Genomic DNA, 26,458 nt, shown 5'->3' with positions numbered 1-26,458 from the left:
GAGTATGGCTATTCCAAAATTAACCGCTTATGCGCTGCCAACTGCCGCAGAGTTGCCGACAAGCAAAGTGAACTGGGCGTTTGAGCCTGAACGTGCCGCGCTGCTGATCCACGATATGCAGGAGTATTTCCTGAACTTCTGGGGCGAAAACAGCGCGATGATGCAGCAGGTGGTGGCGAACATCGCCAGGCTGCGCGCGTACTGTAAAGCGCACAACATTCCGGTTTACTACACCGCTCAGCCGAAAGAGCAGAGCGACGAAGACCGCGCCCTGCTGAATGACATGTGGGGCCCGGGCCTGACCCGCTCCCCGGAGCAGCAGCGCATCGTCGCTGAACTGACCCCGGATGAAGCGGACACCGTGCTGGTGAAGTGGCGCTACAGCGCGTTTCATCGCTCGCCGCTGGAGCTGATGCTGAAAGAGACAGGCCGCAATCAGCTGCTGATCACCGGCGTGTATGCCCACATCGGCTGCATGACCACCGCCACCGATGCGTTTATGCGCGACATCAAACCCTTCTTTATTGCCGACGCGCTGGCAGATTTCACCCGCGAAGAGCACCTGATGTCGCTCAACTATGTGGCGGGGCGTTCCGGCCGCGTGGTGATGACCGATGACCTGTTGCCGTCGGTTCCGGCCTCAAAAGCGGCGCTGCGTGAGCTCATCCTGCCATTACTCGATGAAACCGACGAACCGATGGATGATGAAAACCTGATCGACTACGGCCTGGATTCGGTGCGCATGATGGCACTCGCCGCACGCTGGCGTAAAGTCCACGGCGATATCGATTTCGTGATGCTGGCAAAAAATCCGACCCTCGACGCCTGGTGGGCGCTACTCTCCCGCGAGGTGCAGTAATGGTTTTTGATTTCACCAGCAAAACCGTCTGGGTGACAGGGGCGGGTAAGGGGATTGGTTATGCGACGGCGCTGGCCTTTGCCGACGCGGGCGCGAAGGTGACCGGATTCGATCTGGCCTTCCCGCAGGGGAATTATCCGTTTGCTACCGAAACGCTGGACGTATCTGACGCGGCGCAGGTGAGCGATGTCTGCGGGCGCTTGCTCGCCGTAGAGGAACGTCTGGACGTACTGGTCAACGCCGCCGGCATTTTGCGCATGGGCGCCACGGACCAGCTTTCGCAGGAGGACTGGCAGCAGACGTTTGCGGTCAACGTTGGTGGGGCGTTTAACCTCTTTCAACAGACGATGGGCCAGTTCCGTCGTCAGCAGAGCGGGGCGATTGTCACCGTGGCGTCCGACGCGGCCCACACGCCGCGCATCGGGATGAGTGCCTATGGCGCCTCGAAAGCGGCGCTGAAAAGCCTGGCCCTCACCGTCGGGCTGGAGCTGGCGGGCAGCGGCGTGCGCTGTAATCTGGTGTCGCCGGGGTCAACGGATACCGATATGCAGCGCACCCTGTGGACCTGCGACGATGCGGAGCAGCAGCGCATTCGCGGTTTTGGCGAGCAGTTTAAGCTGGGGATCCCGCTCGGGAAAATTGCCCGTCCTCAGGAGATTGCCAGCACGATCCTGTTCCTGGCCTCCGATGCTGCCAGCCATATCACCCTGCAGGATATCGTGGTGGACGGCGGCTCCACGCTGGGGGCGTAATGATCTGGAAACGCCATTTATCGTTAGATGCGCTGAACGCCACCAGCCAGAACACGCTGGTGGCGCATCTGGGCATCGTTTATACCCGCCTTGGCGACGATACGCTGGAAGCGGAAATGCCGGTGGATGCGCGCACCCATCAGCCGTTTGGCCTGCTGCACGGTGGCGCGTCGGCGGCGCTGGCGGAAACGCTGGGCTCGATGGCCGGTTTTCTGATGACCCGCGACGGGCAGAACGTGGTGGGAACGGAGCTGAATGCCACCCATCATCGTGCGGTAGCGCAGGGGACCGTGCGCGGCGTGTGTCAGCCGCTGCATCTGGGTCGATCCAGCCAGAGCTGGGAGATTGTGGTGTTCGACGAGCAGGGACGGCGGTGCTGTACCTGCCGGTTGAGTACGATGGTGCTGGGGTAATTTTGTGCGGGCTGTTGCCCTCACCCTAACCCTCTCCCACAGGGAGAGGGGACGGTGTAGTACAAAATTAGAGCATTGAGACGACGCGTTTAAGTAACCGAATTCGCGGCGCAATGGACGCTTTGTCCAGCCACTCCGCCGGGCTGTGGAAGCCCGCGCCAATCGGCCCTAAGCCGTCAAGCGTGGGGATACCCAGCGCAGCGGTGTGGTTGGCATCGCTGCCGCCGCCAACCGCCTGCCAGGTAATGGCGATGCCTTCCGCTTTACCTGCCGCTTCAACCTGCTGCATCAGTGCCTGAGTCGCAACGCTTGCTGCCATCGCCGGTTTGTGATTGACCCGCGTCAGCGTCGTCGTCACGCCGTCTAAAAAGCCTTTTTCACATAAGGCTTCCAGCGCCTGATTCACCCGGTCGTACTCGTCGTTTTCCCAGAAGCGAACGTCGAGCTCGGCCACGGCGTGGTCCGCCACCACGTTTGCCGCGCTGCCGCCGCTAATCACCCCTACGTTGAGCGTGGTGCCGCGCGACCCGTCGCTCAGCGCATTCAGGGCAACGATGCTGTTTGCCAGCGCAGTGATTGCCGAACGGCCTTTTTCCGGGTCGTTACCCGCGTGTGCCGCCACGCCCTTGAAGGTAAGGTGATAGCCCGCCATACCTTTACGGGCTTTCACCAGAGAGCCATCAGCACGGGCAGCTTCGCACACCAGCACGCAGCGGGAGCGTTGTGCCAGTGCACCGATCCATTCGTGGGAGTATACCGAGCCCGTTTCTTCGTCCGGATTCATCGCGACCGCGATTGCCAGGCGATCTTTATCCGCAGGATCTAGCTCGCGCATTGCCCACAGAATATTGAGCAGTCCGCTTTTCATATCAGACACGCCGGGGCCGTAGAGACGCGTATCGTCCTCGCTCATCGGGCGTTCGGCCACGGTGCCGGGGGCAAAAACGGTATCAAGATGGCCGACCAGCAGCACGTCGAACTGCTCTGCCTGCGGCTTGTTGCTGACGAAGAGGCCCGGGCCAACCTTCTCGCCCAGGTTTACCTGCCCGGTATGCCAGCCTTCGCGTTGCCAGAGTGATTCTAAAATGCCAGCCACGGCAGCAACGCCCGCGATGGTCTGGGTGCCGCAGTCCACGTTCACCAGGCTTTTCAGCTCTTCAATGTAGCGATCCAGATTCATTTCCTTTTCCTTGTAAGCGGTAAGCGCGCGATCGCGCAGGGTCATTCTGGCGAGGTTGAGCGTAAAAAAAATGATACAAATCATCCCGTAAGGTTGAGCCAGGACGAAAAACGCAGAAGTGTGACCGATGACAGCGACGGGGTTGTTTCAGCCTGAAAGTGATCGACTTAACACTGTGGTGTAAATCTCTGGTTTGACCACGCATTATTGCGTTTCAAAGTTGTTAAATTTTACGCGTTGTTCTAGAAACAAAATGTAACATCTCACTGTTCCACAACAACGGACAACAACTATGAACAACTCAGGGAAATACCTTACATGGGCACTGCTTTCCGTTGTGGGAGCTTTTGCCCTGGGCTATATCGCCCTCAACCGGGGGGAACAGATCAATGCGCTCTGGATTGTCGTTGCCTCCGTCTGCATTTATCTGATCGCGTATCGTTTTTATGGTCGCTATATCGCCAAAACGGTGCTGGCGGTTGATGGCACGCGCATGACGCCCGCCGTTCGTCATAACGACGGGCTGGATTACGTTCCGACCGATAAGAAAGTGCTGTTCGGTCACCACTTTGCGGCGATTGCCGGGGCAGGCCCGCTGGTGGGGCCGGTGCTGGCGGCGCAGATGGGCTATCTGCCAGGGATGATCTGGATCCTTGCCGGCGTGGTGCTGGCGGGGGCCGTACAGGACTTTATGGTGCTGTTCGTCTCCACCCGTCGCGACGGCCGTTCGCTTGGCGAGCTGGTGAAAGAGGAGATGGGCGCGACGGCCGGGGTGATTGCGCTGGTGGCGACCTTTATGATCATGCTGATCATCCTTGCGGTGCTGGCGATGATTGTGGTGAAAGCGCTGACCCACAGTCCGTGGGGGACGTACACCGTCGCGTTCACCATTCCGCTGGCCATTTTTATGGGGATCTACATTCGCTACCTGCGTCCGGGACGCATTGGTGAGGTGTCGGTGATTGGTCTGGTGCTGCTGGTGTTCGCCATTATCTCCGGCGGCTGGGTGGCAGAGAGCCCAACCTGGGCACCGTTCTTCGACTTTACCGGCGTACAGCTGACCTGGATGCTGGTGGGGTACGGGTTTGTGGCGGCAGTGCTGCCGGTATGGCTGCTGCTGGCCCCGCGTGATTACCTTTCCACGTTCCTGAAAATTGGCACCATCGTCGGGCTGGCTATCGGTATTTTGATCATGCGCCCGACGCTGACCATGCCAGCGTTAACCAAATTCGTTGATGGTACGGGCCCGGTCTGGACCGGTAACCTGTTCCCGTTCCTGTTTATCACCATCGCCTGTGGTGCGGTGTCTGGCTTCCACGCGCTGATTGCCTCCGGGACCACGCCGAAGATGCTGGCGAATGAAAATCAGGCCTGCCTGATTGGCTACGGCGGCATGCTGATGGAGTCCTTCGTGGCGATCATGGCGCTGGTCTCTGCCTGCATTATCGATCCGGGCGTCTACTTCGCGATGAACAGCCCGATGGCGGTTCTGGCTCCGGCGGGCACCGCTGACGTGGTGGCATCCGCAGCACAGGTGGTAAGCGGCTGGGGCTTTGCCATTACCCCGGATACGTTATCGAGTATCGCCAGTGAAGTGGGTGAGCAGTCGATTATCTCCCGCGCGGGTGGCGCGCCTACGCTGGCGGTGGGCATGGCCTACATCCTTCACGGTGCGCTGGGCGGGCTGATGGATGTCTCGTTCTGGTATCACTTCGCCATTCTCTTTGAAGCGCTGTTTATTCTGACGGCGGTGGATGCGGGGACGCGTGCGGCGCGCTTTATGCTGCAGGATCTGCTGGGCGTGATCTCCCCGAACCTGAAGCGTACCGATTCGCTCCCGGCGAACCTGCTGGCAACGGCCTTGTGCGTGCTGGCGTGGGGGTACTTCCTGCATCAGGGCGTGGTGGATCCGCTTGGCGGTATTAACACGCTGTGGCCGCTGTTCGGTATCGCTAACCAGATGCTGGCAGGGATGGCGCTGATGCTGTGTGCGGTGGTGCTGTTCAAGATGAAGCGCCAGCGTTATGCCTGGGTGGCGCTGCTGCCTACTTCCTGGCTGCTGATTTGTACCCTGACGGCGGGCTGGCAGAAAGCCTTCAGCCCGGACAATAAAGTGGGCTTCCTGGCGATTGCCAATAAGTTCCAGGCGATGATCGACAGCGGTAAAATCCCGGCACAGTATACGGAATCACAGCTGTCGCAGCTGGTGTTTAACAATCGTCTGGATGCCGGGCTGACCATCTTCTTTATGGTGGTGGTCGTGGTACTGGCGTTGTATTCTCTGAAGACTGCGCTGGCGGCACTGAAAGAAGACAAGCCGACAGCGAAAGAGACACCGTATGAACCGATGCCTGAGAACCTGGACGAGATTGTGACCCAGGCGAAAGGGGCGCATTAACCTGTGTGCCGGGTGGCGCTAGCGCTTACCCGGCCTACATTTCTTATCCTCCCTCTCCCTTTGGGAGAGGGCCGGGGTGAGGGAAACAAACGAGAAATGACTTATGTTCGACACCCTTTCCAAAGCAGGTAAATACCTGGGCCAGGCCGCCAAAATGATGATTGGCGTGCCGGACTACGACAACTACGTCGAGCATATGCGCGTCAACCATCCGGACCAGACGCCAATGACCTACGACGAATTTTTCCGCGATCGTCAGGACGCCCGTTACGGCGGCAAGGGCGGAGCGAAGTGCTGTTAACCCTCTTTCGGTAAATAGAGGCTGATCTGCTCCTGTTTACAGCCGTAGATCGCCGCCAGCTTTTCACGGGTGCGCTTTTGCGGACGGGAGTCCAGCGCTTCCAGCTGTGATACGGCAGACTGGCTGATGCCGAGTTTCTCTGCCACCTCCTGCTGGGACATGCCGCGCAGGATGCGCCAGGCGGCCTGCAGGCTGACGTTCTGCCAGGTCATGATGCTGCAAACCTCACCTGGAAGTTCAACGTCATCCAGCTCATCGTGTTCGACTTCAATATCCTCCAGATCGTCGTCGGTTTCGTCGTCGATTTCCGCCATCTGCAGGCACATACGAAAATATTCATCATAGGGAATAACCACGTACTGCGTTTTTCCGTTATCGTCCTTAATTAGCTGAACAGCCATAGGTGGCTTTCTCCTCGTGCAGGTAAGTTGTTGATGTTCTGCGCTTAACGGCCAAAACATAACAATGGTTATCGGGTTCGTCCCGAAGCGTATAGACGATGCGGTAATCGCCAACGCGTAGCCGGTAGTGATCTTCTGTCGCCGATATTTTTTTGATATCGGGCCGGGGAGCCGAGCGGTCATCCAGCTCAACAAGCTTCAACTCAATGCGACGCTGATATCGCTCGTCAATCTTTAAAAATGCCTTCTTTGCCCCATTGGACCAGACAATCTTCATCCGTACCTCCACTGTACGCCCACACAAAGTATAAGGAAATAATAAGACTATTAGATAAATTCCGAATTTCTTATGGGCTACTGTAGAGCGGAGAACAAATGCAAGTAAGCGGCAAAACGCAAACCGTCGAGGCGGTGCGAAAACGCCTCTGCCGGGCGACAGAGGCTTGCAGAAAATGTGCGATCAGGCGTTCAAACCGCCGTCCACATCCAGCCCCGTACCGGAGATCTGTCCGGCGGCCGGGCTGGCGAGGAAGGTGACCGCCGCCGCGATATCTTCCGGTTGCCCGTAATGACCGACGGCAATCATCTGACGCTGGGCTTCTGCCTGTTCGCCGTCCTCCGGGTTCATATCGCTGTTGGTCGGGCCGGGATGCACCAGGTTCACGGTAATACCGCGGGGCCCCAGATCCCGCGCCAGACCGCGCGTGAAGGAGTTAAGCGCGGATTTGGTCATGGAGTAGACGGAGATACCCGGCATCGCCACGCGGTTTGCCAGACAGCTACCGATATTGATAATGCGTCCGCCGTCAGACATGTGTACCAGCGCTTCCTGAGTGGCGATCACCACGCCGCGAATGTTGACGTTAATCAGGGCATCGATATCCGCCAGCGTCATGGACTCCAGCGGGCCGCCGCGGGCGATACCGGCGTTATTGACCAGAATGTCCAGCCCGCCAAGGGTGCGCGCCGCATGGGTGACCGCGTCCTGAATAGCCTCTGCACTGGCGCTGTCGGCCTGAACCGCCTCACTGTGCCGCCCCAGCGCGCTTATCTCATCGACCACGGCCTGGGCTTTATCGACGGACTTTTCATACGTGATAACCACATCGGCACCGGCGCGTGCCAGCGACAGCGCGATAGCACGGCCCAATCCCCGGCTGGCGCCGGTGACCAGCGCTTTCTTACCTGTTAAATCGATCTGCATGATGACCTCGTTGCGAGAGTGGTGAGAATCATCATTAGGTATAGTCGCTCGGCGCGTTTAACGGCTGAAGGATTCCACTTTCTCGAACGCCGCGCGCAGAACATCAGGTGTGAGCGCCACGGGCAAATAGTGAATCGACTCCACCGGGCGCAGGGTGTGATTGATGACCTTGTCCAGTTCGTCACCGTTGTTGATATCCACCTCCAGCTCGCGAAGCCGGGTCGGCAGGTTAAAGCGCTGATACGCGGTGATAAGCTGCGCCAGCACGTCGTCCTGACCGAGCAGGGCGCTTTGCACCAGAATGCCGTAGGCCACTTTGGTGCCGTGCAGGTATTTTTCCGTCTGCGGCAGGACGGTTAAGCCGTTATGCACCGCATGTGCCGCCGCCACGCGTGTATAACGTTCGCCGAGCCCACCGACCATGCCGCCACCGGCAATAATGGCATCCACCACATCCCTGAATGCCTGCGTTGCTTCGCCGCGCTGCTGGTCAGCCAGCGCGTCCTCGCTGCGTTCCAGCAGCACGTCGCGGATAGCCAGCGCGCCGTTAATCCCCAGACGTACGGTCAGCGGCAGGTGTTCAGGCTGCGGTGCGAGTACAACCGCTTCATACCACTTCGCCAGGGTATCGCCGATACCAGCCAGCAGGTATTCCGCCGGGGCGTTAAGGATGATTTGCGGCTCCACCAGCACCAGGAAGTTGGCATCGTCGAAAATTTCAAACTGCAGCGCCTGCCCGGCATCGTTGTACCAGACGGAGAGCGGCGTCCATGCCGCACAGGTAGCGGCGATGGTCGGAATACCCACGAACGGAACGCCCAAACGACGCGCCACGGCTTTGACCGTATCCATCACCGCTCCGCCGCCAACGCCAATCACCACGGCCGCCTCGCTGCCGGATTCATTCACCAGATGGGTGACGTCACGCTCGCTGCAGTGGCCTTTGAACAACAGGTGTTTTGCGCCGGGGGCCGCAAAGCTCTCCGGCAGGTAGGGACGTGCGCCTTCAAGCGCGCGTTCGCCGTAGATCCACACCGCGCGGGAAAGCTGCTCCGGGGTGAAGAAGTCATGCAGATGCGCAAGGCTTCCGGGATGAGAAAAGTAGTTCGCCGGGCCGGGAACGACGCGGATATCGGTGTTGCTCATGGTGTTATCCTTTTTTAGCAAGCGCTAACCCGATGTTATGTCTGGACATCCGGATGGCTAATAATATTTGGCTTTATCTTATGCCTTTTCTGTCGTTGTCAGTCAACCGGAGCTGTGAAAAATTCAATAAATCAAACTATTAATGAGGATCCTACGCGGATGGTTTCCAGTCGCCTTGAGATGCGCGGTATCAGCCTGGCCTTTTCCGGCTTTCAGGCGCTGTCGCGCGTGGACTTTACCCTGAACGGCGGATCGGTGCATGCATTGACCGGGGCTAACGGCGCGGGGAAATCGACGCTGATGGCGGTGCTGTGCGGAACGCACGATCGCTATGAGGGGGAGATCTGCATTAATAACCAGCCGGTGACGATCCGCGAACCGCTCGATGCCAAACGGCTGGGGATCCACCTTGTGCAGCAGGAAGTGGACGTGGCGCTGGTTCCGGGGCTGAGCATCGCTGAAAACATCATGCTCGACCAGCTGGCGCAGCCGGGACATCGCTACCGCTGGCGTGCTATTCGTCAACAGGCGAAGCAGGCGCTGGCGCAGCTCGACGTTACGCTGGACGTTCGCCGTTCCATCGACAGCTGTTCGTTGGCTGAAAAACAGCAGATCCTGCTGGCGCGGGCGCTGTCGCATCACTGCCGTTTTTTGATCCTCGATGAACCTACCGCACCGCTGGATGCCCACGACAGTGAACGCCTGTTCGCGGTGGTGCGGCGTTTAAAGCAGCAGGGCATTGGCGTGGTGTTTATCTCGCACCGCATTCATGAACTGAAAGCCATCTGTGACACCTTAACGGTGCTGCGTGATGGCAAGCTGATTGAGACCGGCCCGATGGCGGATCTCAGCGGTGAAGTGATCGTCGAGAAGATGCTCGGCCACGAACTGAGCGATATCTACCCGCCAGCCCGTCCTGTGCATAGCGACGAGACGCTGCTGCGGGTGGAGGGGCTGCACGACGACGCGTTGCTGAAAGATATCTCCCTGAATCTGCGTAAAGGCGAAATCCTCGGCATTGCCGGGCTGGCGGGCGCAGGCAAAACCGAACTCTGCAAGGCGCTGTTTGGTGCCAGCAAAAGCCGGGTGGAGCGTGGCGAGCTCAATCATCAGCCCTGGAAACCGCGCGATCCGGCCGATTCCGTGCTGCGCGGGCTGGCGCTGGTACCGGAGGAGCGACGCAAGGAGGGGATTTTCATCGACGAGCCGGTGAGCATGAACCTGGCCGTGACGGCAGATAACAGCTTTTCGCGCTGGAGTCTCTTTGGTCATCGTCAGGCGTGGCGCTGGGCGGAAGAGGTGATTGCCCGCGTCGGCGTGCGAACACGCGGGCCGGGGCAGGTTTTACGTCGGCTTTCTGGCGGTAACCAGCAGAAGGTTGCTATTGGCAAATGGCTGCGCAATGACGCCAGCGTGCTGATATTTGACGAGCCGACCAAGGGCGTTGACGTCAAAGCGAAGACCGATCTGTTTCAACTGATCGACGGCCTGGCCCGCGAGGGGAAAGGGGTGATTTACGCTTCGGGCGAATTTGCCGAGCTGGTGGGGCTGTGCGATCGCATCTGCGTGCTCTGGGACGGACGCATCGTGGCGGAAATCCCCGGGGCCGAGGCGCGGGAAGAGACACTACTTTATTATTCAACCGGAGGAACGGCGTCGTGAGCAAAGCCCTTTCAGTGACCGCGGCGGCGTCTGGCCGTCAACAGATTTTCGATTTTCTCTACCGGTGGGGTATGTTGCTCACCGTGGTGGCGCTGGTGGTGGTTTTTGGCCTGGCGTCGGACAGCTTTCTCGACCCGAACAACATCATCAACATTCTGCGCTCGATCGCCATCGTCACGGTGATCGCCATCGGCGTGTCGATTTCGCTGACCGTTGGCGGGTTCGATCTCTCCGTTGGCTCCACGGCGTCGCTGGCGAATGCACTGGTGATTTCGCTCTTCGTCTGGCACGGCTTCGGCACCACCGAATCGATTGTGATCACCCTTGCGCTCTGTACCCTGGTCGGGCTGTTTAACGCCTTTCTGATCGTCATTCTGCGTATTCCGGACATGCTCGCGACGCTTGCCAGCCTGTTCGTGATACAGGGCGTGGCGATGACCTACAGCTACGGCGGGTCAATTACCGAGAACATGGTGCTGCCGAGCGGTGAAATGGCGGAAGGAACCATTCCGGCGGCGTTCGGCCTGCTGGGGCAGGTGCCGACCATCGTCATCATCATGCTGGCGGTGACCCTGCTGGCACAGCTGGGATTGTCACTGACCACCCACGGCCGGCGCATGTATGCCATCGGCGGCAACCCGGAGGCGGCGCGCCTTTCAGGCATTCGCACCACGCGCTACAAGGTCGCGGCCTACGTGCTTGCCTCGCTGCTGGCCGGACTGGGCGGGATTTTGCTGGCCTCGCGCATTGGGTCGTCGCAGGTGAATGCGGGCGGCGGGTATCTGATGGACGCGGTGGCGGCAGCGTGGATCGGCTTTTCACTGGCTGGGTCCGGCAAGCCGAACGCGCTGGGAACGCTGGTGGGGGCGGTCATTCTGGGCGTGCTGTCGAACGGGCTGGTGATGCTCTCCGTACCGTATTACGCCATGGACATTATAAAAGGGCTGGTGCTTGCCGTGGCGCTGGCGATTACTTACATACAAAAACGCTGACAACACAACGGGATAAAAAATGAAAAAGATTGCACTCTCTTTGGTGGCTCTTGGGTTACTCACCTCTCTGCCGGGCTTTGCGGCCACGCCTGCACCGGTTCCGGCGGCCATTGCCAACCACGACGGCCCCATTCGCATTGCGGTGATCCGCAACCTTGGCTCGGATGACAACACCACGCAGTTTGTCGCCGGGGCGATTCAGGAAGGGAAAAAACTTGGCTTTAAGGTCAGCACCTTTTTAAGCAACGGTGACGACGCAAAATTCCAGGACTTTGTTAATCAGGCGATCAGCCAGAAATATGACGGGATTATTCTCTCTCAGGGGCGTGATCCGTATGCGACCGCGCTGGTGAAGAAGGCGGTGGATGCCGGGATTAAGGTTTCGGTGTTTGATACCGCCGTCAATGGCGAGATCCCAGGCGTGACGGTCACCCAGCAGGACGATGCCTCCCTGACGAATCTCTCCTTCGGCCAGCTGGCGAAAGATTTCAACGGCAAGGCCAATATCGTCAAGCTGTGGGTCGCCGGTTTCCCGCCGATGGAGCGTCGTCAGGCGGCGTATAAGGAACTGCAGAAACAGTACCCGAATATCAAAGAGCTGGAGTCTATTGGCGCGGTGTCGTCGGACGTGCAGGGCGATACCGCCAACAAGGTCGGGGCAATTCTGGCGAAATACCCGAAAGGTAAAATCGACGCTATCTGGGGCACCTGGGACGCCTTCAGCCAGGGGGCGTATAAAGCCCTGAAGGAGAATGGCCGCACTGAAATCAAGCTCTACAGCATCGACATCTCCAACCAGGATTTACAGCTGATGCGCGAGCCGGGAAGCCCGTGGGCAGTGAGCGTGGCGGTGGATCCAAAGCTGATTGGGGCAACTAACGTGCGTCTGATCGCTAACAAGATTGCCGGAGAGCCGACGCCTGCGACCTATGATTTTAAAGCAGCGGCGATCCCGCAGGCGCTGCTGACCGCCCAGCCGGGTGCGGTGAACGTGGCGTCGCTGGGGAAAATCATTCCGGGCTGGGGACAGACCGAAGACTTTATTGCGCCGTGGTTTGCGACGCTGGAAGCGAAGTCAAAATAGTACCCGGTAAGGCGCAGCCGCCACCCGGCGAAAGGAGCTAAAGGTGACAACATTACCCACCCCTGAATACAGCCGCAATATGCGGCTGATTGGCCATAGCGACCAGGGCGGTCGCCCGGACGGCGTGCAACTGATGGTGCACCGCGGTTATGCGTATATTGGCCATATGGTGTCGCAGGGCTTTTCGATTGTTGACGTGCGCGACCCGAAAAACCCGAAAGCGGCGGGTTATGTGCCCGCGCCGCCCGGCACCTGGAATGTGCATTTGCAGGCACACGACGATTTGCTACTGGTGATTAACGCCCGGGATCTGTTTGCCGATGCCCGCTTCGCCGATGAAAAGGTCTACTACACCCGTCAGGTAGGGGAGACCGTCAGCGACGTGCAGGACAAAGGCTGGAGCGCCGGGCTGCGCGTGTTTGATATCTCCACGCCGGACAGGCCGCGTGAAATCGGTTTTCTGTCGTTAAATGGCATTGGTATCCACCGCATCTGGTACGTCGGCGGTCGCTGGGCCTATGTGTCGGCGCTGATCGACGGCTTTACCGACTATATCTTCCTGACCATCGACCTGGCCGATCCGCGTAAGCCCGAAGTGGCAGGGCGCTGGTGGTTGCCGGGCATGAATCAGGCCGCAGGTGAACGGCCAGAGTGGCCGGAAGGCAAACGCTACGCGCTGCATCATGCCATTATTGCCGGGGATACGGCATACGGCAGCTGGCGTGACGGTGGTTTAACGCTGCTGGATGTCAAAGATCGCACTCAGCCGAAGCTGATTAGCCACCGCAACTGGAGCCCGCCGTTTGGTGGCGGGACGCATACCGCGCTGCCGCTGCCGGACCGCGATCTGCTGGTGGTGCTCGACGAAGCGGTGCTCGACAACCAGGAGGACGGCGAGAAGTTCATCTGGCTGTTTGATATCCGCGAGCCGTCGAACCCGGTAAGTATCTCCACCTTCCCGCAGCCGGATGAAAGAGACTACGTGGCGAAAGGCGCGCATTTCGGCCCGCATAATCTGCACGAGAACCGGCCGGGAAGCTTTGTCAGCTCCACGCTGATCTTCGCCACCTTTCAGAATGCAGGGGTGCGTGCGTATGACATTTCGAATCCCTACCGCCCGGTGGAAACGGGGGCGCTGGTACCTGCTGCACCTGAAAGGATGATGGATACACGCCCGAATCGCCCGCAGGTGATCCAGTCGTGTGATGTTTTTGTGGATGCGCAGGGAATTATTTACAGCACGGATTATAACGGCGGGTTGTCGGTGATTGAATATTGGGGCTGAAAGGGAATGGGGAACTGAAATATATTTATTAGGTGAATGCTTATATTTATAGATTCTTAAAATAAACGCGCCGACTTTATCTTTAAGTCCTGATACGTACTATGGCTCTTTTTTTATTCAAGGATGAATTTAATGAGCCTGAAAAAATGTGCAGCCTGGTTGCAAATAGCACTGCAACTCCTTCCGCCGTCGTTATTTTCGCTGGGCGCGACGCCCGTCGCCGCGCAGGATAAGGTAGCCGAGCCGCAAACCACCGAGCGGGTAGTGGCACAAACCGCCGTGCAGGCGGGGTCACTGCTGGAGAGCGGCAGTGGCCGTTCTGTCGCCAGCGCAATTACGTCCCAGGCAACAAATACCGCCACGCAGGAAATTGAGTCCTGGTTAAATCAATTTGGTACCACGCGTCTGAATATCGGTACTGATGAGCATTTTTCCATTCAGGACGCGGAGTTAGATCTGCTTATCCCTTTATACGAGCAAAAAACGTCGCTGGTGTTCACCCAATTGGGTGGCCGTCGTCACGACGACAGAAATATCGTTAATGTCGGGTTTGGCTACCGTGAATTTAATACCGCATGGATGTGGGGCGTGAATACCTTTTACGATCGCCAGGTTTCGGCGAATCAGCATCAGCGCCTTGGTGTTGGAGCCGAGCTAGGCTGGGACTATCTGCGTCTTTCAGCCAACGGCTACTACCGTTTAAGCGACTGGATGTCTTCGTCCCGCTATCGCGATTATGACGAGCGCGTGGCGAACGGCTTTGACCTGCGTGCAACCGGGTATCTTCCCGCCTATCCGCAGCTTGGGGCGAACCTCGTCTACGAACAATACTATGGTCAGCACGTCGGGCTTTTCGGTGACGATGAGGACGATCGTCAGAAAGATCCTTACGCCGTAACCGTTGGACTGAGCTATACGCCCATTCCGCTGGTTACCCTGGGTGTAAACCAAAAAATGGGTAAAGGCGAGGCATCGGATACGCAGTTTAACCTTGCGGTCAACTGGGCGCCGGGCGTGCCGCTGCGCACGCAGCTTGATGCGGACCAGGTGGGGGCACGCCGTACGCTACTGGGGTCACGTCAGGAGCTGGTCGATCGTAATAACAATATTGTCCTGGATTACCGTAAGCAGGAGCTGATTTCACTCGCACTGCCAGAAAACATTGCCGGGAATGAAAATGCCCGCCAGACCGTAACCGCGAAGGTTAAAACGAAATACGGGCTCGAACGCATCGACTGGCAGGGTGACAATTTGATACGTAACGGCGGCAAAATCACACCGGGTGCCGATCCGGCCCAGGTGGTGATTACGCTTCCAGCCTGGAAAAATGGCGATTCCAACGCGTATACGTTAACCGCAACGGCCTGGGATAAGCACGGTAACGCTTCTGATACCGCGAGGATGACGGTGAACGTAAACGGCATGGATGTGACCACGCTGCAGCCCAGCCTGACGGCGTCTCCGTCCCGCTTACCGGCGGATGGCACCAGTCAGTCGGTATTAACATTGACGTTAAAAACCGCATCCGGCGAGACCGCAACCGGGCTATCGGAGCGTCTTGGCGCATCGATCACCCTGAAAAATGCCGTTACAGGCACCGCGGCGCCTGTCGCACCGCAAATAAGCGCGTTTCGCGAAACGAGCAGCGGCGTATACAGCGCAACGCTTATCAGCGGAACCGCGCCTGCCACCCTCACCATTCAGACGTTCATCGATGGCAATATTAAGCTTGCTACCGCCTCTGTGACTGAAGAGGCGGTGTCCGAGGTAGTGGAACTTGCATCACTCAGTCCGTCGGCCGTAAGCGCACCGGCAGACGGCGTAACGCCAATTGTCGTTGTGGCAAGCGTTGTCGATCGGTCCGGCAATCCCGTTTCGGGGCAAGAGGTGAAATGGACAGCGGATAACGCTGCGGTTCAGCTGTCTGCTGAACGCACCCTCACCAATGAACAAGGGCAGGCCAGCATTCAGCTCATTAGCCGTGACGTGGTTTCGACGACAGTGAGTGCGCAACTGGCGGACGGTAACCCGCTCTCTACCCCGACGCTAAAATTCGTTGCGGACAAAGCCAGCGCACAGGTGAGATCGGTCAATGTCGATAAAACCCGCATTGTTGCCAATAACAGCGACAGCGTAACGTATACCGCGCAGGTCGCAGATAACAGCAATCATCCGCTTGAAGGCGTGACGGTTAACTGGACGGTGAAGCGGGAAGATGGCACGACCGCAGGAAGCAAAACCTCGGTTACCGACGCTGCCGGAAACGCAACGCTGTCGCTGTCGTCAGCAAAAACGGGCGTTGCCTGGGTTTATGCTGATGTAAATCAGCAGAATGCGGTGAAAGCAGAAGCCGTAACGTTTGTCGCTGACACCAGCACGCAGCGTATCGCCGCCGTGGTGGCCGATAAGCAACAGGCCGTGGCCAACGGCAGCGACAGTATTACCTGGACGGCGCAGGTGCGCGATCTGCAGGGTAACGCCATTTCGGGCGTAGAGGTTAACTGGTCGGCAGATAACCCAGACGTTAAGCTCGCCGCCAGCAGTACGCGGACGGATGCGCAGGGCAATGCCTCGCTGGTGGTTACCTCGCTGAAATCAGGCAACGTTGTCATCACGGCTCAGACCGCTGAAAGCGCCCCCGTTCGTGCTGACAGCGCAACCTTCACGGCCGATCTCACGACCGCGAAAATGACGGAGATGGCCGCCGACAGCGTGACGGCGGTGGCCAATGGCACCGACGGTATCACCGTGCGCACTACCGTTGTGGATGCCAATGACAACCCGGTTGACGGAGCGAAGGTTGGCTGGGCGGTGAGCCCTTCCGGCGCGACGTTATCCGATACGAACAGCGTGACGAATGCATCGGGTGAGGCGAGCGTGACGTTACGTTCTGAAACCGCGGGGGAATATACTCTTCAGGCCACGTTCGGCAATAACACGTTACGTGTGACAAAACTGACCTTCACCGGTGACACCACCACGGCAAAGCTGGCTACCCTCACGGCGGATAAAACGACCGGCATTGTGGCCGACAGCGATACCGTACTGTTAACCGCAACCGTGGTGGACAGCCATCAGAACCCTGTACCAGGCGTTGCCGTTAACTGGAGCAGCAGTGATGCCGCCGATGTGACCCTGACGCCCGTTTCAGCAATGACCAATGCGCAAGGGCAGGCAGAAACGCGCTTCTCATCGCGCAAAGCGGACAAAATCACGGTTACCGCGACGGTGAATGGTAGCGGTCAGACGCTTACTCTCTCCGTGACCGGTAATCCGGCGACAGCGCAATTTACGAGCCTGAGTGCGGATAAAAAAGAGGCGGTGGCTGACGGGAACGCGACCATACGCTGGACCGCCACCGTCGAAGACGCCAACCATAACCCGCTTAGCGGTGTGGATGTGGCGTGGCGTGTAGATAACAGCAGCGTGAAGCTTGCCAGCGCCAGCACAAAAACCAACGAAGCGGGTCAGGCGGTTGTAACGGCGTCAACGACAACGGCCGGAACGGCAACGGTTAGCGCAACAGTTGTCGGTTCAACGGCGGCGATAAACGCGGAGCCGGTAACATTTATTGGCGATGCGACTACCGCCAGGGTTGAGAGCCTCAAGGCCAGTTCTGACCACGCGGTAGTCAACACCGACCGCATTACTTACACCGCAGTGGTGAAAGACGTAAACGGTAATGCCGTCAAAAATGCGACGGTCAACTGGAACACCACGCTTAATACCCTTTCAGCGCAAACCAGTGTGACCAATGGCAGCGGCGTGGCGACCGTGAAGCTGAGTGGCCCGGATACCGGTACGGCAAAGGTGAGTGCAGAGAGTAATAACACCACTAAAACCGATCAAACGGTTGTGTTTATTGCCAGCTATTCAGCCATGTGGAGCGTCACCGGTTCGACAAGCGCATTCAGTACGGGCGCAATATTTGGCTTCCCTTCGCTTGGGTTTGTGGCAACGGGAAGTACGCAGGGGCCGACGTCCCTGGTATGGACCGCAGAAGGTTACAGTACGCTTGTCGTGCCGATGAAGGACGAACAAGGCAATACCCGGGACGTGAAGATTCGCGCGCAGCGCAGATCGGATTGCTCCACCCGTCCGTTCAATGTGGCGGTTCTGTGTAGCAGTTGGGAAACCACAGGCTATAGCGCCAGCCTTAAGTATGTTGAGGCCGATAACCCGGATCTCCCGAGCGGGGTTTACCGGGGGGATATCAAGTTTGCCGGTAAAGACTGGCATTCGTCGTGGTCTCTCGATTACACCGTGACCACCACGCTCACCAAAAACTGATGCAAAAACCTCCCGAAAGGGAGGTTTTTTTAACTGTACTGGCGCACTCTTGCCACCAGCTCTTCCACGCTGTCGATGCGATCGGCAATCACAATCAGCGCTTTACCCAGCGTGATGGCGTGGCGCAGACATTCGTGACGCATCGCGTCGTCCTGAATGGTATCGATGTCCGCGACGTGAGACAGCCCCACACTGCGGCGAATCAGCTCCGTTCCGCAGAAACCAATGGTATCTCTCCAGACCTTTTTCAAAAATTCAGAGGCATAGCCCGGCGCACTCAGCGCGGCATCCCGGGTTTTCTCGTGCGCCAGCGCCTGGAAGCGCTCCGCAAAGGTATTCCATAACGCCTGAATGTCGATCAGACGCTGTTCCCGGGCGGCAGCGGCATCGCGGATGCCTAAATGCCCCGGCAGGCCACAGAAGTTCAGCAGCAGGTTGCCGATGGCGGTGCCCACGTCAAACCCAATCGGGCCAAAGTAACCGAATTCGGCGTCGATCGCTTTCAGGCTACCCTCGGCCACGAAAATCGATCCGCTGTGGATATCCCCGTGCAATAGCGCTTCGGCGTGGGAGAAGAAGCGATGCTTCAGGGAGGCCACGGCAATTTTCAACTGGGTGTCATCGCGCAGGGCGGCGACATCGTTTTCCAGCTCAGCCGGATAGTTGTTGCGCTCGTGGATCTGGTACGGATCGTTAAAGAACAGATCTTCAGTGATCTCGCACATCTCCGGGTTAATGAACTGGGCAACCTGCGCTTTTTTCTGGTGCGGGTGCAGGTAAAAATCGCTGGTGTGGAACAGCGTGTGCGCCAGATACTCTCCCAGTTGACGCGCAGCCTGCGGGTAGGCGTTATTCTTAATCAGCTCCCCGCGCCAGATGCGATGGTCGGAGAGATCTTCCATCACCATGACCGCCAGTTCCGGGTCAAAATGATGAATTTTCACGGTATGCTGCGGGCTGTGCTTGTAATGCTCCACCAGCGTTTGCGCCTCAAGACGGGCGCGGTCCAGCGTCAGCGGCCAGGACTCACCGACGCAGCGAACGTATGGCAGCGCCTGTTTTACGATGATGCGGCTCACGCCCTGAGCATCGAAAATTTTGAAGACCAGATTGAGGTTGCCGTCGCCCACTTCCTGCGCCTCTACCAGTGATGATGGATTATCAAGGCCGCCAAACTGCCTGGCATACTCCACGGCGTCCTGGGCGGTAAAGGTACGGTATTGCGACATTGCCTGCTCCTCACTGATTTGCGAATAAAGACATTTAGACGTCTATACATCTGGATTTCATCCTGACACAATGTGCTACAACAACGCAACAGGGAATTAACGACATGCAGACATTACAGACGACCAGCCTGCGGGTGGCGGATAATCAGCTCTTTATTCTCGACCAACAGGCCCTTCCGCAGGAGAAACGCTGGCTTGACGCCTCAACGGTCGAGGCGCTGGTGGGGCATATTCACGCCCTTAGGGTGCGCGGTGCGCCGCTGATTGGTCTCTCTGCAAGTCTGCTGCTGGCGCTGCTGGCGGAAAAGGGGAAAAGCCGCGACGAGCTGGCGCTGGCGCTGGAAACGCTGCGCGCTGCCCGCCCGACGGCGGTCAACCTGATGAACAATCTCGACCGCATGAAGCAGGCGCTCTGGCAGGAAGATTTCGTTCCGGCGCTGGTGACGGAAGCTCTGCGACTGATTGACGAAGACAGACAGCTTTGTGACGCCATTGCGACAGCGGGCAGCGCGCTGGTGAAGCCCGGTAGCCGCCTGCTGACCCACTGTAATACTGGCGGTCTGGCGACCGCAGGCGTCGGCACTGCGCTGGGTGTTATTGCTCGCGCACATCAGGAGGGCAACGTCAGCAACGTCTGGGTGGATGAAACCCGTCCGTTGCTGCAGGGCGGCAGGCTGACCGCGTGGGAGCTCGGCGAGCTGGGCGTGCCGTATCAGTTGATTACCGACTCCATGGCCGCCAGCCTGATGGCAAAAGGGGAGGTGGATGCCGTGTGGGTGGGGGCAGATCGTATTGCCGCCAACGGCGATGTGGCGAACAAAATCGGCACCTATTCCCTGGCGGTGCTGGCGAAATTTCACGGCATTCCGTTTTATGTCGCCGCCCCGCAAACCACCCTCGACCCGGCGTGCCCGAACGGTGAGGCGATCCCGATTGAGCAGCGCGCGGCCAGTGAAGTAACGGGCGTGGCGGGAAGCTTCGGCGCGGTACAGTGGGCACCGGAAAATGCGCAGGTTTACAACCCGGCGTTTGACGTCACCCCAGCCTCGCTGATTAGCGGCTGGGTACTGGATACGGGCGTGGTCACGCCGGAAGCGGTAGCAAAGGGGAAATTCGCCTGAGTCCGGCTATCCTTGTAAGGGGTTCCCCTGAGAGGACAACATCGTGACGCTCGATCCCGAAACAGACTTAAAACTGGAATGCGTGGTGGATGCACCGCGCGACCTGCTGTGGCTCTGCTGGACGACGCCAGAGCACATCAAAAACTTCTTTATTCCTGCCCCCCATAAAGTGACCGAATGCGACCTCGACCTGCGCGTGGGTGGACGGTTCAATACCGTTTTCGACGTGGACGGGCAAAAAATGGACAATAAAGGTGTTTTCCTGGAAATCGATCCCGGTAAAAAACTGGTCTTTACCGACGGCTATACCGAAGGGTGGAAACCAGCCGAAAAGCCGTTTATGACGGCGATTTTGTTGCTGGAAGATCTTGGGGAGGGCAAAACCCGCTATACGGCGATTGCGCGCCATCCCACGAAAGAAATCCGTGAGCAGCATGAACAGATGGGCTTCCATGAAGGCTGGGGGATCGTGCTGGATCAGCTGGTGGGGTATGTGAAGTCTCTCAGACCCCCTCTCCCTTGAGGGAGAGGGTTGGGGTGAGGGGGAGCATACGGTGATAGTGTTAAAGATGGGGGCGTTTTCTTGTCGCCCTTCTCTGACGAAAAATGGGTGTCCCCTTTTCATCAAAATACCTTTCCGGCCATATCACTTCTGGCGAGATGTTGAGCGCCTGAGCGATTAGCCATTCCCCTTTAGGCCATGGCCGGGAAAGCGCATTTGCCAGTGTAGATGATGATAGTCCAGCCTTACGTGACAAGGCTGCCAGGCTTGTTCCGTGTTTCTTTAGCGCGGCAACGATATCGGCAGGATGCCAGTTTTTATCACGCATTGTGTCCTCCTTACGTAAGTTCGTTACGGGCTCAATTATCCCGTTTTGGGATAAAAAGACAATAGGAGGATATTCGATTTCAGGATATTTGTATGGAATCGGAACAATGGCCTCAGTTTATTCAGATGAATACCAGCGAGTTATCAATTCGTTGAAGAAGGCACGTAAAGAGAAAGGGATTACTCAGACGCAGCTTGCGGAGGCGCTGGGAAAACCGCAGTCGTTTATCGCTAAAGTGGAAAGTGGTGAGCGTAGGTTGGATGTGGTGGAATTTGTGCATTTGGCAAAATTGGTTGGGGCAGATGTGCAGAGGATTATTGCCAGCATTTAATTAATGTGTGACTGCGGAAATGACCACCAGAGCGGTATGTTCCCCCTCACCCCAGCCCTCTCCCAAAGGGAGAGGGAGCAATTTTCATCTATGCCAGACGCGGATACGCATCCGCAATCGCATCACCGGTAAACTGCGCCACCCAGCCCTCCGGATTATCGAATATACGGATGGCCGTAAAGTTTGGCTCTGAGCCCATATCAAACCAGTGCGGTGTGCCTGCTGGCACCGAAATCAGGTCGTTTTTCTCGCACAGCACCTGATACACCTCATCGTCAATGTGCAGGCAGAACAATCCCGCGCCTTCCACGAAAAAGCGCACTTCATCTTCGCCGTGGGTGTGCTCGTTGAGGAATTTGGCGCGCAGCGCTTCTTTTTGCGGGTTGTCGGCGCGCAGGCTGATCACATCCCAGCTCTGATAGCCTTTCTCCGCGACCAGCTTGTCGATGGCATGCTGGTAAGCGTCAATGACCACTTCTGGGGCAGGGTCGCGACCTAAATCACGGTCAGCCGCCCAGCGTTCAAAACGCACGCCTTTGGCGTTGAGCTGTTGGGCGATCTCGGCGGCGTCGGTGCTGTGCCACAGGTGCTTACTGGCGTCTTTATCGGAATAAATGGTTAATGCGCTCATGAAGGGATCTGCTCCGGGTTAATCTCGTCGAACTGGTGAACCTGATGATGGTGGCTTGCACCGTCATCATCACCGCGAATCAGCTGCAGGGTGCGAAAACCGGCCTGTTCAGCGGCGTCCAGCTCCTGATGGATATCCGACAGAAACAGGATCTGCGACGGGGCGATGCCCGTCTGCGCCGCAATATTCTGATAAGACTGCACCTCACGCTTGGCACCAATATGGGTATCAAAGTAGCCGCTGAACAGATGAGTAATATCACCTTCATCGCTGTAGCCAAATAACAGTTTCTGCGCAGCGACGGAGCCAGAGGAATAAACATAGAGATCAATGCCTTGCGCTTTCCATTTTTCCAGCGCGGGCAGCACGTCCGGGTAGAGATGGCCGGTAAAGTCGCCGTTGACGTAACCGTCGTGCCAGATAATTCCCTGCAGGGCCTTCAGCGCCGTCGATTTACGGTCTTCATCCATAAAGGTGAAGAGGGTATCGATAAGATCGCTGACGCTGGCGTGCGGAGCGTCGATTTCATCGCGCAGGTTGTCCAGAATCGATTTGACCGGCTCTGCGTACTGCTGGGCGGTGACGAAGGCCGCCAGACGCTCACGCGCATAAGGGAACAAAACATCATGGACAAAACGGATATCGCTGGTGGTTCCCTCAATATCCGTCACAATCGCGCGAATCATATCTTCTCCAGTTGTCGTAAACGCATTTCGCATTCAAATAAGAATTCTAATCCTTCCAGATGACGGCGGGCTTCGGCCACATCACGTCCCCAGCAGGTTAAGCCATGGCCGCGCAGAAGAAAACCATAATTAAGCGGGCGCTCCTGCGCGTAATGGGCGATTCGCGAAGCGAGGGCGTCTATATCCTGGTCGTTATCGAATACCGGAATGGCAACCGTAGCCAGATGCGTGGTCTGCCCGGTGAGGGATTTTTGCATTTCAAAGCCGCTGATGTGCAACTCCGCCTCTTTCACCAGCCGCGAGAGCACCGTGGCGTTCACCGTGTGGACGTGCAGTACGGCGTTGGCCTCCGGGAACAGGCGATAGATAAGCGTGTGTAACCCGGTTTCGGCCGAAGGTTTACGGCCAGAGGGGGCGCGATTGGTGGCGATCTCCACCTGCAGAAAATCATCCGGCGTGAGGCTGCCTTTGTCTTTGCCGGATTCACTGAGCCAGCACAGGTTTTCATCCTGACGTACCGACATGTTACCGCCGGTGGCGGGGGCCCAGCCTTTGGCGCCAATCCAGCGGCAGGCTTCGACCAGTTGCGTGAGTTGCAGGTTGTCTGTCATTTCCTTTTACCCTCTCGGTCAGGAATATTCATATTGTTTAGACGTCTAAGCGTCTTGATTGCCAAAGACTAACATCGTGTTATAGTGGCAGCAACATAAGTATTACAAGCAGGCACCCCACAATGAGCAATAACGCATTGATTCCGCAAAGCAAACTTCCCAACCTGGGCACCACTATCTTTACGCAGATGAGCGCTCTGGCCCAGAAGCACAACGCCATTAACCTCTCGCAGGGGTTCCCGGATTTTGATGGTCCAGGCTATTTGCAGGAGCGTCTGGCCTGGCACGTTGCCCAGGGGGCGAATCAGTATGCGCCGATGACCGGTGTGCAGGCACTGCGTGACGCCATTGCGGATAAAACGGCGGAATGCTATGGCTATCAACCGGATGCCAACAGCGACATTACGGTGACGGCAGGTGCGACTGAAGCGCTGTATGCGGCCATCACCGCGCTGGTTCGCGCGGGCGATGAGGTTATCTGCTTTGACCCAAGCTACGACAGCTATGCGCCTGCCATCGAACTGTCCGGCGGCGTGGTGAAGCGCGTGGCATTACAGCCGCCGCATTTTCGCCCCGACTGGCAGGCGTTTGCTGCGCTGCTGAGCGACAACACCCGGCTGGTCATTCTGAATACACCACACAACCCGTCGGCGACCGTGTGGCAGAAGAGCGATTTCGCCGCGCTGTGGCAGGCCATTGCGGAACATGAAATTTATGTCCTGAGCGACGAAGTGTATGAGCACATCTGCTTTGCCGGGGAAGGGCACGTCAGCGTGCTGGCCCATCCGCAGCTTCGCGAGCGCGCTGTGGCGGTGTCGTCATTCGGTAAAACCTATCATATGACCGGCTGGAAGGTGGGATACTGCGTGGCGCCGGCGGCCATCAGCGCGGAGTTGCGTAAAGTGCACCAGTACCTGACGTTTGCGGTGAACACGCCAGCCCAACTGGCGCTGGCCGATATGCTGCGCGCTGAGCCTGAGCATTACCGTGAGTTGCCCGAGTTTTACCGCGCACGCCGGGATCGGTTTGTGAGTGCCCTGAGTCAGAGCCGTCTGGAGATCCTGCCGTGTGAAGGCACCTATTTCCTGCTGGCCGATTACAGCGCCATCTCCGATCTGGACGACGTCAGTTTTTGCCAGTGGCTGACCAAAGAGGTGGGCGTGGCGGCGATCCCGTTATCCGTCTTTTGCGCCGATCCCTTCCCGCATAAGCTGATTCGTCTCTGCTTTGCGAAACAGGAATCGACGCTGCTGGCGGCGGCAGAACGTCTTAACGCGCTTTGATTATTTGACCGTCCAGGCTTCTGAATAACGTCGGTCTGCAAAGAGTTCCAGCAGACCGTTGATTTGCTTGAGGCGTAATACCTCGTCGCTATCCATTCCCAGTTCCTGACTGATTCTCTCGTCGTCCCAGCCAAGCTGCACCAGCTCGCGGACGATATCGGACATCGCATTAATTTGATGGCGGCCGCGCGCCCGATTGTGGCGAATGGTGGCCGCTATCCGGTCGAACTTTTTCTGCCGCTCTTTACGCAGACAGGTGACAGGCAGATAGCCTTTAAGCTGGCGTTTCAATACCGCCCGGTTGGACCCAATTTCATGCCGATGGAAGCCGTCGACAATTTCATAATGCCGGGCCTCACTTTCCGTCACTACAATGGGTTGGGTAAAACCGTCCATCTCCAGGGATTTACAGAGCAGCCGTTTTTCCGGCGGGGCAACGTTGTTGGGGTTGTAATCGTTCGCGGTAATCTCGTCCTGTTTGATCCACAGCACGCAGTCGACAGGCTGTTCGCGAAAAGGGCTATTTTCATGGATAGCCTGGCGAAAGGCGTTAATGGCTTCAATGCGTTTATCTTCGGGAAGAGACTGAAGATAATTTTTCATCTCGTTAATTAATTGCTGCTGCATAAGATCCCCCACTCCTTGCGTTTTGATTTCATCCGTTCGCTGTAACGCTGGTAATGCCTGGGTTTGTTCGGACTGAATGACAGCGCCCGGCACCAGTAGTCATTATTGAGTAATACCTTGCACACGCGTCGCCAGGACGGGATATCTTTGGCGCCGATATCGCCCTCCTGGGTGTCGGGAATATCGGCCATGCCTCTCTTCTGATACCAGTGCAAATAGATCGCGATTTTATTGCGGTAATGTTCCGCGGTGGTGTGCGGCATGCTGTCGAGAAGCAGCATGGCGTATTCCCGCCAGCTGAGCGCGTCGGGTTTCAGAATTTTGCGGTGGCCATAGAAATGATTGTCCTGCCCCGCGTAGACCCCGCCACTGTGCACGCCGTTTACCCGCTCACACATCGCCGCCCAGCGTTCGGGCTCCACAACATGATAGAGCCACAATCCCTGACGCTGCTCCGGGCCAAAGGGTTCACAGATGCGCATATAGCGCGGCGGCACGCCAGCCTGAAACATCAGGTCGTAAAGCGGGTTATAGCACCCGCCCGTTTTCGCAAACCAGGTCCAGATATCGGCGGTTTTCCAGTCATAAAGCGGATAGACATACCAGGCGTGCCCGCCGGGGGCGACGGTGGTCCAGGGTTTGTCATCGGCAAAGCGCTGCTTTCGTGCGTTGGCGATCGTCAAAAAGCGATTGTAGGATTCATCGGCACGAATGCCGATCATCATTGCTGCCGGGCGCCTTTTGGCAAACCAGTCGGAAAATTCACGAACAAAGGCCTCGAAGGTCATGCCGGGCTGGTAGAACGAGAAGTAATCTGGATCGGTTACCGCCTCTTCCGGGGGCGTGCGTACCCAGTTTTTACCCGGCTCCCAGCACTGCCATTCGGGCTGGAACTGTGAAAGTGAATTTTGCGTGGTCAACGGGAGCGCTACCCACCAGCATTTTTCAATCACATCGGCGTATTGTGCGATCATGTTATTCACATGCTGAATGGTACAGGTGAACTGCGCTTCCCAGTCGATAAATAACAGACAGATTTTCTTTCCCATTTTTCGGGCCTGCCGGGCTGTTAAATGGAACATAATGGTGGAATCTTTTCCGCCAGAAAATGAAACACAGACCCTTGTATCTTATACACATCT

25 protein-coding genes and 1 pseudogene are annotated in these 26,458 nt (G+C 57.5%); 14 read left to right on the top strand and 12 right to left on the bottom strand.

Annotated features, from left to right (window positions below; translation table 11 throughout):
* Positions 1-4 precede the first annotated feature (4 nt).
* From APU11_RS19900 to entH, 3 genes are read left to right on the top strand one after another with little or no spacing between them, the layout of a single operon-like run.
* Positions 5-859 (top strand): isochorismatase, encoded by an 855-nt coding sequence (locus APU11_RS19900; RefSeq protein WP_020684613.1) that lies wholly within the window; start codon positions 5-7, stop codon positions 857-859.
* Entirely contained in the window at positions 859-1,611 is a 753-nt protein-coding gene (gene entA, locus APU11_RS19895; RefSeq protein ID WP_058650485.1) for a 2,3-dihydro-2,3-dihydroxybenzoate dehydrogenase EntA, read from the top strand. The genes APU11_RS19900 and entA overlap by 1 nt, the downstream gene beginning before the upstream one ends.
* Positions 1,611-2,024 (top strand): proofreading thioesterase EntH, encoded by a 414-nt coding sequence (gene entH, locus APU11_RS19890; protein ID WP_020684615.1) that lies wholly within the window; start codon positions 1,611-1,613, stop codon positions 2,022-2,024. The genes entA and entH overlap by 1 nt, the downstream gene beginning before the upstream one ends.
* 67 nt (positions 2,025-2,091) lie before the next feature.
* Here entH and APU11_RS19885 read toward each other — a convergent pair whose 3' ends face one another.
* Positions 2,092-3,204, bottom strand: a complete 1,113-nt coding sequence (locus APU11_RS19885) for a M20 family metallopeptidase (RefSeq protein WP_058650501.1) — start codon at positions 3,202-3,204, stop codon at positions 2,092-2,094.
* Positions 3,205-3,496: 292 nt separating this feature from the next.
* On the opposite strand from APU11_RS19885, the gene cstA reads away from it, so the two are divergent.
* The gene (cstA, locus tag APU11_RS19880; protein ID WP_058650486.1) at positions 3,497-5,602 is read left to right on the top strand and encodes a pyruvate/proton symporter CstA; all 2,106 of its coding nucleotides are present in this window, start codon (positions 3,497-3,499) and stop codon (positions 5,600-5,602) included.
* 103 nt (positions 5,603-5,705) lie between these two features.
* Positions 5,706-5,903, top strand: coding sequence for a YbdD/YjiX family protein (locus APU11_RS19875; RefSeq protein ID WP_013097627.1), 198 nt, complete (start codon positions 5,706-5,708; stop codon positions 5,901-5,903).
* Here APU11_RS19875 and APU11_RS19870 read toward each other — a convergent pair.
* The 4 genes from APU11_RS19870 to APU11_RS19855 form a co-directional block, all read right to left on the bottom strand.
* Complete coding sequence (locus APU11_RS19870) at positions 5,900-6,304, bottom strand: helix-turn-helix transcriptional regulator (RefSeq protein ID WP_023621328.1); 405 nt, start codon at positions 6,302-6,304, stop codon at positions 5,900-5,902. The genes APU11_RS19875 and APU11_RS19870 overlap by 4 nt on opposite strands.
* Complete coding sequence (locus APU11_RS19865) at positions 6,285-6,581, bottom strand: type II toxin-antitoxin system RelE/ParE family toxin (RefSeq protein ID WP_029882114.1); 297 nt, start codon at positions 6,579-6,581, stop codon at positions 6,285-6,287. Before APU11_RS19865 ends, APU11_RS19870 begins: the two co-directional genes overlap by 20 nt.
* A 183-nt stretch (positions 6,582-6,764) precedes the next feature.
* The gene (locus APU11_RS19860; protein ID WP_013097624.1) at positions 6,765-7,508 is read right to left on the bottom strand and encodes a 3-oxoacyl-ACP reductase family protein; all 744 of its coding nucleotides are present in this window, start codon (positions 7,506-7,508) and stop codon (positions 6,765-6,767) included.
* A 57-nt stretch (positions 7,509-7,565) separates the two neighbouring features.
* Positions 7,566-8,654: an oxidoreductase gene (locus tag APU11_RS19855; protein WP_058650487.1), complete on the bottom strand. Its 1,089-nt coding sequence runs from the start codon at positions 8,652-8,654 to the stop codon at positions 7,566-7,568.
* A 159-nt stretch (positions 8,655-8,813) separates the two neighbouring features.
* On the opposite strand from APU11_RS19855, the gene APU11_RS19850 reads away from it, so the two are divergent.
* The 5 genes from APU11_RS19850 to APU11_RS19830 all read left to right on the top strand — a co-directional run bounded on the left by APU11_RS19850 (position 8,814) and on the right by APU11_RS19830 (position 17,967).
* Positions 8,814-10,316 carry a sugar ABC transporter ATP-binding protein gene (locus tag APU11_RS19850; RefSeq protein ID WP_058650488.1) on the top strand — a complete coding sequence of 501 codons (1,503 nt, stop codon included), beginning with the start codon at positions 8,814-8,816 and terminating at the stop codon, positions 10,314-10,316.
* A complete protein-coding gene (locus APU11_RS19845) occupies positions 10,313-11,308 on the top strand; it encodes an ABC transporter permease (RefSeq protein WP_040020577.1) in 996 nt (331 codons plus the stop codon). The genes APU11_RS19850 and APU11_RS19845 overlap by 4 nt, the downstream gene beginning before the upstream one ends.
* Before the next feature lie 19 nt (positions 11,309-11,327).
* Positions 11,328-12,392, top strand: coding sequence for a sugar ABC transporter substrate-binding protein (locus APU11_RS19840; protein WP_029882119.1), 1,065 nt, complete (start codon positions 11,328-11,330; stop codon positions 12,390-12,392).
* A 43-nt stretch (positions 12,393-12,435) separates the two neighbouring features.
* A complete protein-coding gene (locus tag APU11_RS19835) occupies positions 12,436-13,677 on the top strand; it encodes an LVIVD repeat-containing protein (RefSeq protein ID WP_072200471.1) in 1,242 nt (413 codons plus the stop codon).
* Positions 13,678-13,809: 132 nt separating this feature from the next.
* Positions 13,810-17,967: an Ig-like domain-containing protein gene (locus tag APU11_RS19830; RefSeq protein ID WP_058650490.1), complete on the top strand. Its 4,158-nt coding sequence runs from the start codon at positions 13,810-13,812 to the stop codon at positions 17,965-17,967.
* A 29-nt stretch (positions 17,968-17,996) separates the two neighbouring features.
* Here the strand turns inward: APU11_RS19830 and mtnK are convergent, their stop codons facing one another.
* A complete protein-coding gene (gene mtnK, locus APU11_RS19825; protein WP_057072251.1) occupies positions 17,997-19,196 on the bottom strand; it encodes an S-methyl-5-thioribose kinase in 1,200 nt (399 codons plus the stop codon).
* A gap of 104 nt (positions 19,197-19,300) precedes the next feature.
* Here mtnK and mtnA point away from each other — a divergent pair, with 104 nt between their 5' ends.
* Both mtnA and APU11_RS19815 read left to right on the top strand, forming a co-directional pair.
* Positions 19,301-20,317 carry an S-methyl-5-thioribose-1-phosphate isomerase gene (gene mtnA, locus APU11_RS19820; protein ID WP_038418891.1) on the top strand — a complete coding sequence of 339 codons (1,017 nt, stop codon included), beginning with the start codon at positions 19,301-19,303 and terminating at the stop codon, positions 20,315-20,317.
* A 43-nt stretch (positions 20,318-20,360) separates the two neighbouring features.
* Positions 20,361-20,840 carry an SRPBCC family protein gene (locus tag APU11_RS19815; RefSeq protein ID WP_058650491.1) on the top strand — a complete coding sequence of 160 codons (480 nt, stop codon included), beginning with the start codon at positions 20,361-20,363 and terminating at the stop codon, positions 20,838-20,840.
* A gap of 40 nt (positions 20,841-20,880) precedes the next feature.
* Here APU11_RS19815 and APU11_RS19810 read toward each other — a convergent pair whose 3' ends face one another.
* Entirely contained in the window at positions 20,881-21,147 is a 267-nt protein-coding gene (locus APU11_RS19810; protein ID WP_058650492.1) for a helix-turn-helix transcriptional regulator, read from the bottom strand.
* Between the two features lie 106 nt (positions 21,148-21,253).
* Here APU11_RS19810 and APU11_RS19805 point away from each other — a divergent pair, with 106 nt between their 5' ends.
* Positions 21,254-21,478 carry a helix-turn-helix transcriptional regulator gene (locus tag APU11_RS19805; protein WP_058650493.1) on the top strand — a complete coding sequence of 75 codons (225 nt, stop codon included), beginning with the start codon at positions 21,254-21,256 and terminating at the stop codon, positions 21,476-21,478.
* Between the two features lie 88 nt (positions 21,479-21,566).
* Here APU11_RS19805 and APU11_RS19800 read toward each other — a convergent pair whose 3' ends face one another.
* Genes APU11_RS19800 through APU11_RS19790 form a run of 3 tightly spaced genes read right to left on the bottom strand, consistent with a single transcriptional unit; the run spans position 21,567 to position 23,406 of the window.
* Positions 21,567-22,109, bottom strand: coding sequence for an acireductone dioxygenase (locus tag APU11_RS19800; protein ID WP_029882124.1), 543 nt, complete (start codon positions 22,107-22,109; stop codon positions 21,567-21,569).
* Positions 22,106-22,795 carry an acireductone synthase gene (gene mtnC / locus APU11_RS19795; protein ID WP_038980999.1) on the bottom strand — a complete coding sequence of 230 codons (690 nt, stop codon included), beginning with the start codon at positions 22,793-22,795 and terminating at the stop codon, positions 22,106-22,108. Before mtnC ends, APU11_RS19800 begins: the two co-directional genes overlap by 4 nt.
* Positions 22,792-23,406, bottom strand: coding sequence for a methylthioribulose 1-phosphate dehydratase (locus tag APU11_RS19790; protein ID WP_013097612.1), 615 nt, complete (start codon positions 23,404-23,406; stop codon positions 22,792-22,794). The genes mtnC and APU11_RS19790 overlap by 4 nt, the downstream gene beginning before the upstream one ends.
* A 122-nt stretch (positions 23,407-23,528) precedes the next feature.
* Here APU11_RS19790 and APU11_RS19785 point away from each other — a divergent pair, with 122 nt between their 5' ends.
* The gene (locus APU11_RS19785; protein ID WP_029882126.1) at positions 23,529-24,689 is read left to right on the top strand and encodes a pyridoxal phosphate-dependent aminotransferase; all 1,161 of its coding nucleotides are present in this window, start codon (positions 23,529-23,531) and stop codon (positions 24,687-24,689) included.
* On the opposite strand, the gene APU11_RS19780 is transcribed toward APU11_RS19785, so the two are convergent.
* Together APU11_RS19780 and APU11_RS19775 are read right to left on the bottom strand one after the other, a co-directional pair.
* Complete coding sequence (locus APU11_RS19780; protein WP_013097610.1) at positions 24,690-25,316, bottom strand: ParB/RepB/Spo0J family partition protein; 627 nt, start codon at positions 25,314-25,316, stop codon at positions 24,690-24,692.
* Positions 25,301-26,443 (bottom strand): annotated as a pseudogene (locus tag APU11_RS19775) (DUF3440 domain-containing protein); the annotation flags it as partial. The pseudogene APU11_RS19775 and the gene APU11_RS19780, both read right to left, overlap by 16 nt.
* Positions 26,444-26,458: the final 15 nt, after the last annotated feature.

Source organism: Enterobacter sp. 50793107, assembly GCF_001463365.1.
In the GTDB taxonomy this organism is placed as follows: domain Bacteria; phylum Pseudomonadota; class Gammaproteobacteria; order Enterobacterales; family Enterobacteriaceae; genus Enterobacter; species Enterobacter cloacae.
The sequence above is the reverse complement of the archived record's forward strand: the minus strand, read 5'-3'. Positions and strand labels throughout refer to the sequence as shown.

Excerpts from the sequence above, each read along its gene's own strand:
- APU11_RS19785 (WP_029882126.1), top strand. The coding sequence starts at position 23,529 with ATGAGCAATAACGCATTGATTCCGCAAAGCAAACTTCCCAACCTGGGC.
- APU11_RS19780 (WP_013097610.1), bottom strand. The coding sequence starts at position 25,316 with ATGCAGCAGCAATTAATTAACGAGATGAAAAATTATCTTCAGTCTCTT.
- APU11_RS19790 (WP_013097612.1), bottom strand. The coding sequence starts at position 23,406 with ATGACAGACAACCTGCAACTCACGCAACTGGTCGAAGCCTGCCGCTGG.
- APU11_RS19800 (WP_029882124.1), bottom strand. The coding sequence starts at position 22,109 with ATGAGCGCATTAACCATTTATTCCGATAAAGACGCCAGTAAGCACCTG.
- APU11_RS19875 (WP_013097627.1), top strand. The coding sequence starts at position 5,706 with ATGTTCGACACCCTTTCCAAAGCAGGTAAATACCTGGGCCAGGCCGCC.
- APU11_RS19865 (WP_029882114.1), bottom strand. The coding sequence starts at position 6,581 with ATGAAGATTGTCTGGTCCAATGGGGCAAAGAAGGCATTTTTAAAGATT.
- mtnK (WP_057072251.1), bottom strand. The coding sequence starts at position 19,196 with ATGTCGCAATACCGTACCTTTACCGCCCAGGACGCCGTGGAGTATGCC.
- APU11_RS19870 (WP_023621328.1), bottom strand. The coding sequence starts at position 6,304 with ATGGCTGTTCAGCTAATTAAGGACGATAACGGAAAAACGCAGTACGTG.
- APU11_RS19830 (WP_058650490.1), top strand. The coding sequence starts at position 13,810 with ATGAGCCTGAAAAAATGTGCAGCCTGGTTGCAAATAGCACTGCAACTC.
- APU11_RS19885 (WP_058650501.1), bottom strand. The coding sequence starts at position 3,204 with ATGAATCTGGATCGCTACATTGAAGAGCTGAAAAGCCTGGTGAACGTG.
- entH (WP_020684615.1), top strand. The coding sequence starts at position 1,611 with ATGATCTGGAAACGCCATTTATCGTTAGATGCGCTGAACGCCACCAGC.
- mtnA (WP_038418891.1), top strand. The coding sequence starts at position 19,301 with ATGCAGACATTACAGACGACCAGCCTGCGGGTGGCGGATAATCAGCTC.
- APU11_RS19900 (WP_020684613.1), top strand. The coding sequence starts at position 5 with ATGGCTATTCCAAAATTAACCGCTTATGCGCTGCCAACTGCCGCAGAG.
- APU11_RS19860 (WP_013097624.1), bottom strand. The coding sequence starts at position 7,508 with ATGCAGATCGATTTAACAGGTAAGAAAGCGCTGGTCACCGGCGCCAGC.
- cstA (WP_058650486.1), top strand. The coding sequence starts at position 3,497 with ATGAACAACTCAGGGAAATACCTTACATGGGCACTGCTTTCCGTTGTG.
- APU11_RS19855 (WP_058650487.1), bottom strand. The coding sequence starts at position 8,654 with ATGAGCAACACCGATATCCGCGTCGTTCCCGGCCCGGCGAACTACTTT.
- APU11_RS19850 (WP_058650488.1), top strand. The coding sequence starts at position 8,814 with ATGGTTTCCAGTCGCCTTGAGATGCGCGGTATCAGCCTGGCCTTTTCC.
- mtnC (WP_038980999.1), bottom strand. The coding sequence starts at position 22,795 with ATGATTCGCGCGATTGTGACGGATATTGAGGGAACCACCAGCGATATC.
- APU11_RS19805 (WP_058650493.1), top strand. The coding sequence starts at position 21,254 with ATGGCCTCAGTTTATTCAGATGAATACCAGCGAGTTATCAATTCGTTG.
- entA (WP_058650485.1), top strand. The coding sequence starts at position 859 with ATGGTTTTTGATTTCACCAGCAAAACCGTCTGGGTGACAGGGGCGGGT.
- APU11_RS19840 (WP_029882119.1), top strand. The coding sequence starts at position 11,328 with ATGAAAAAGATTGCACTCTCTTTGGTGGCTCTTGGGTTACTCACCTCT.
- APU11_RS19810 (WP_058650492.1), bottom strand. The coding sequence starts at position 21,147 with ATGCGTGATAAAAACTGGCATCCTGCCGATATCGTTGCCGCGCTAAAG.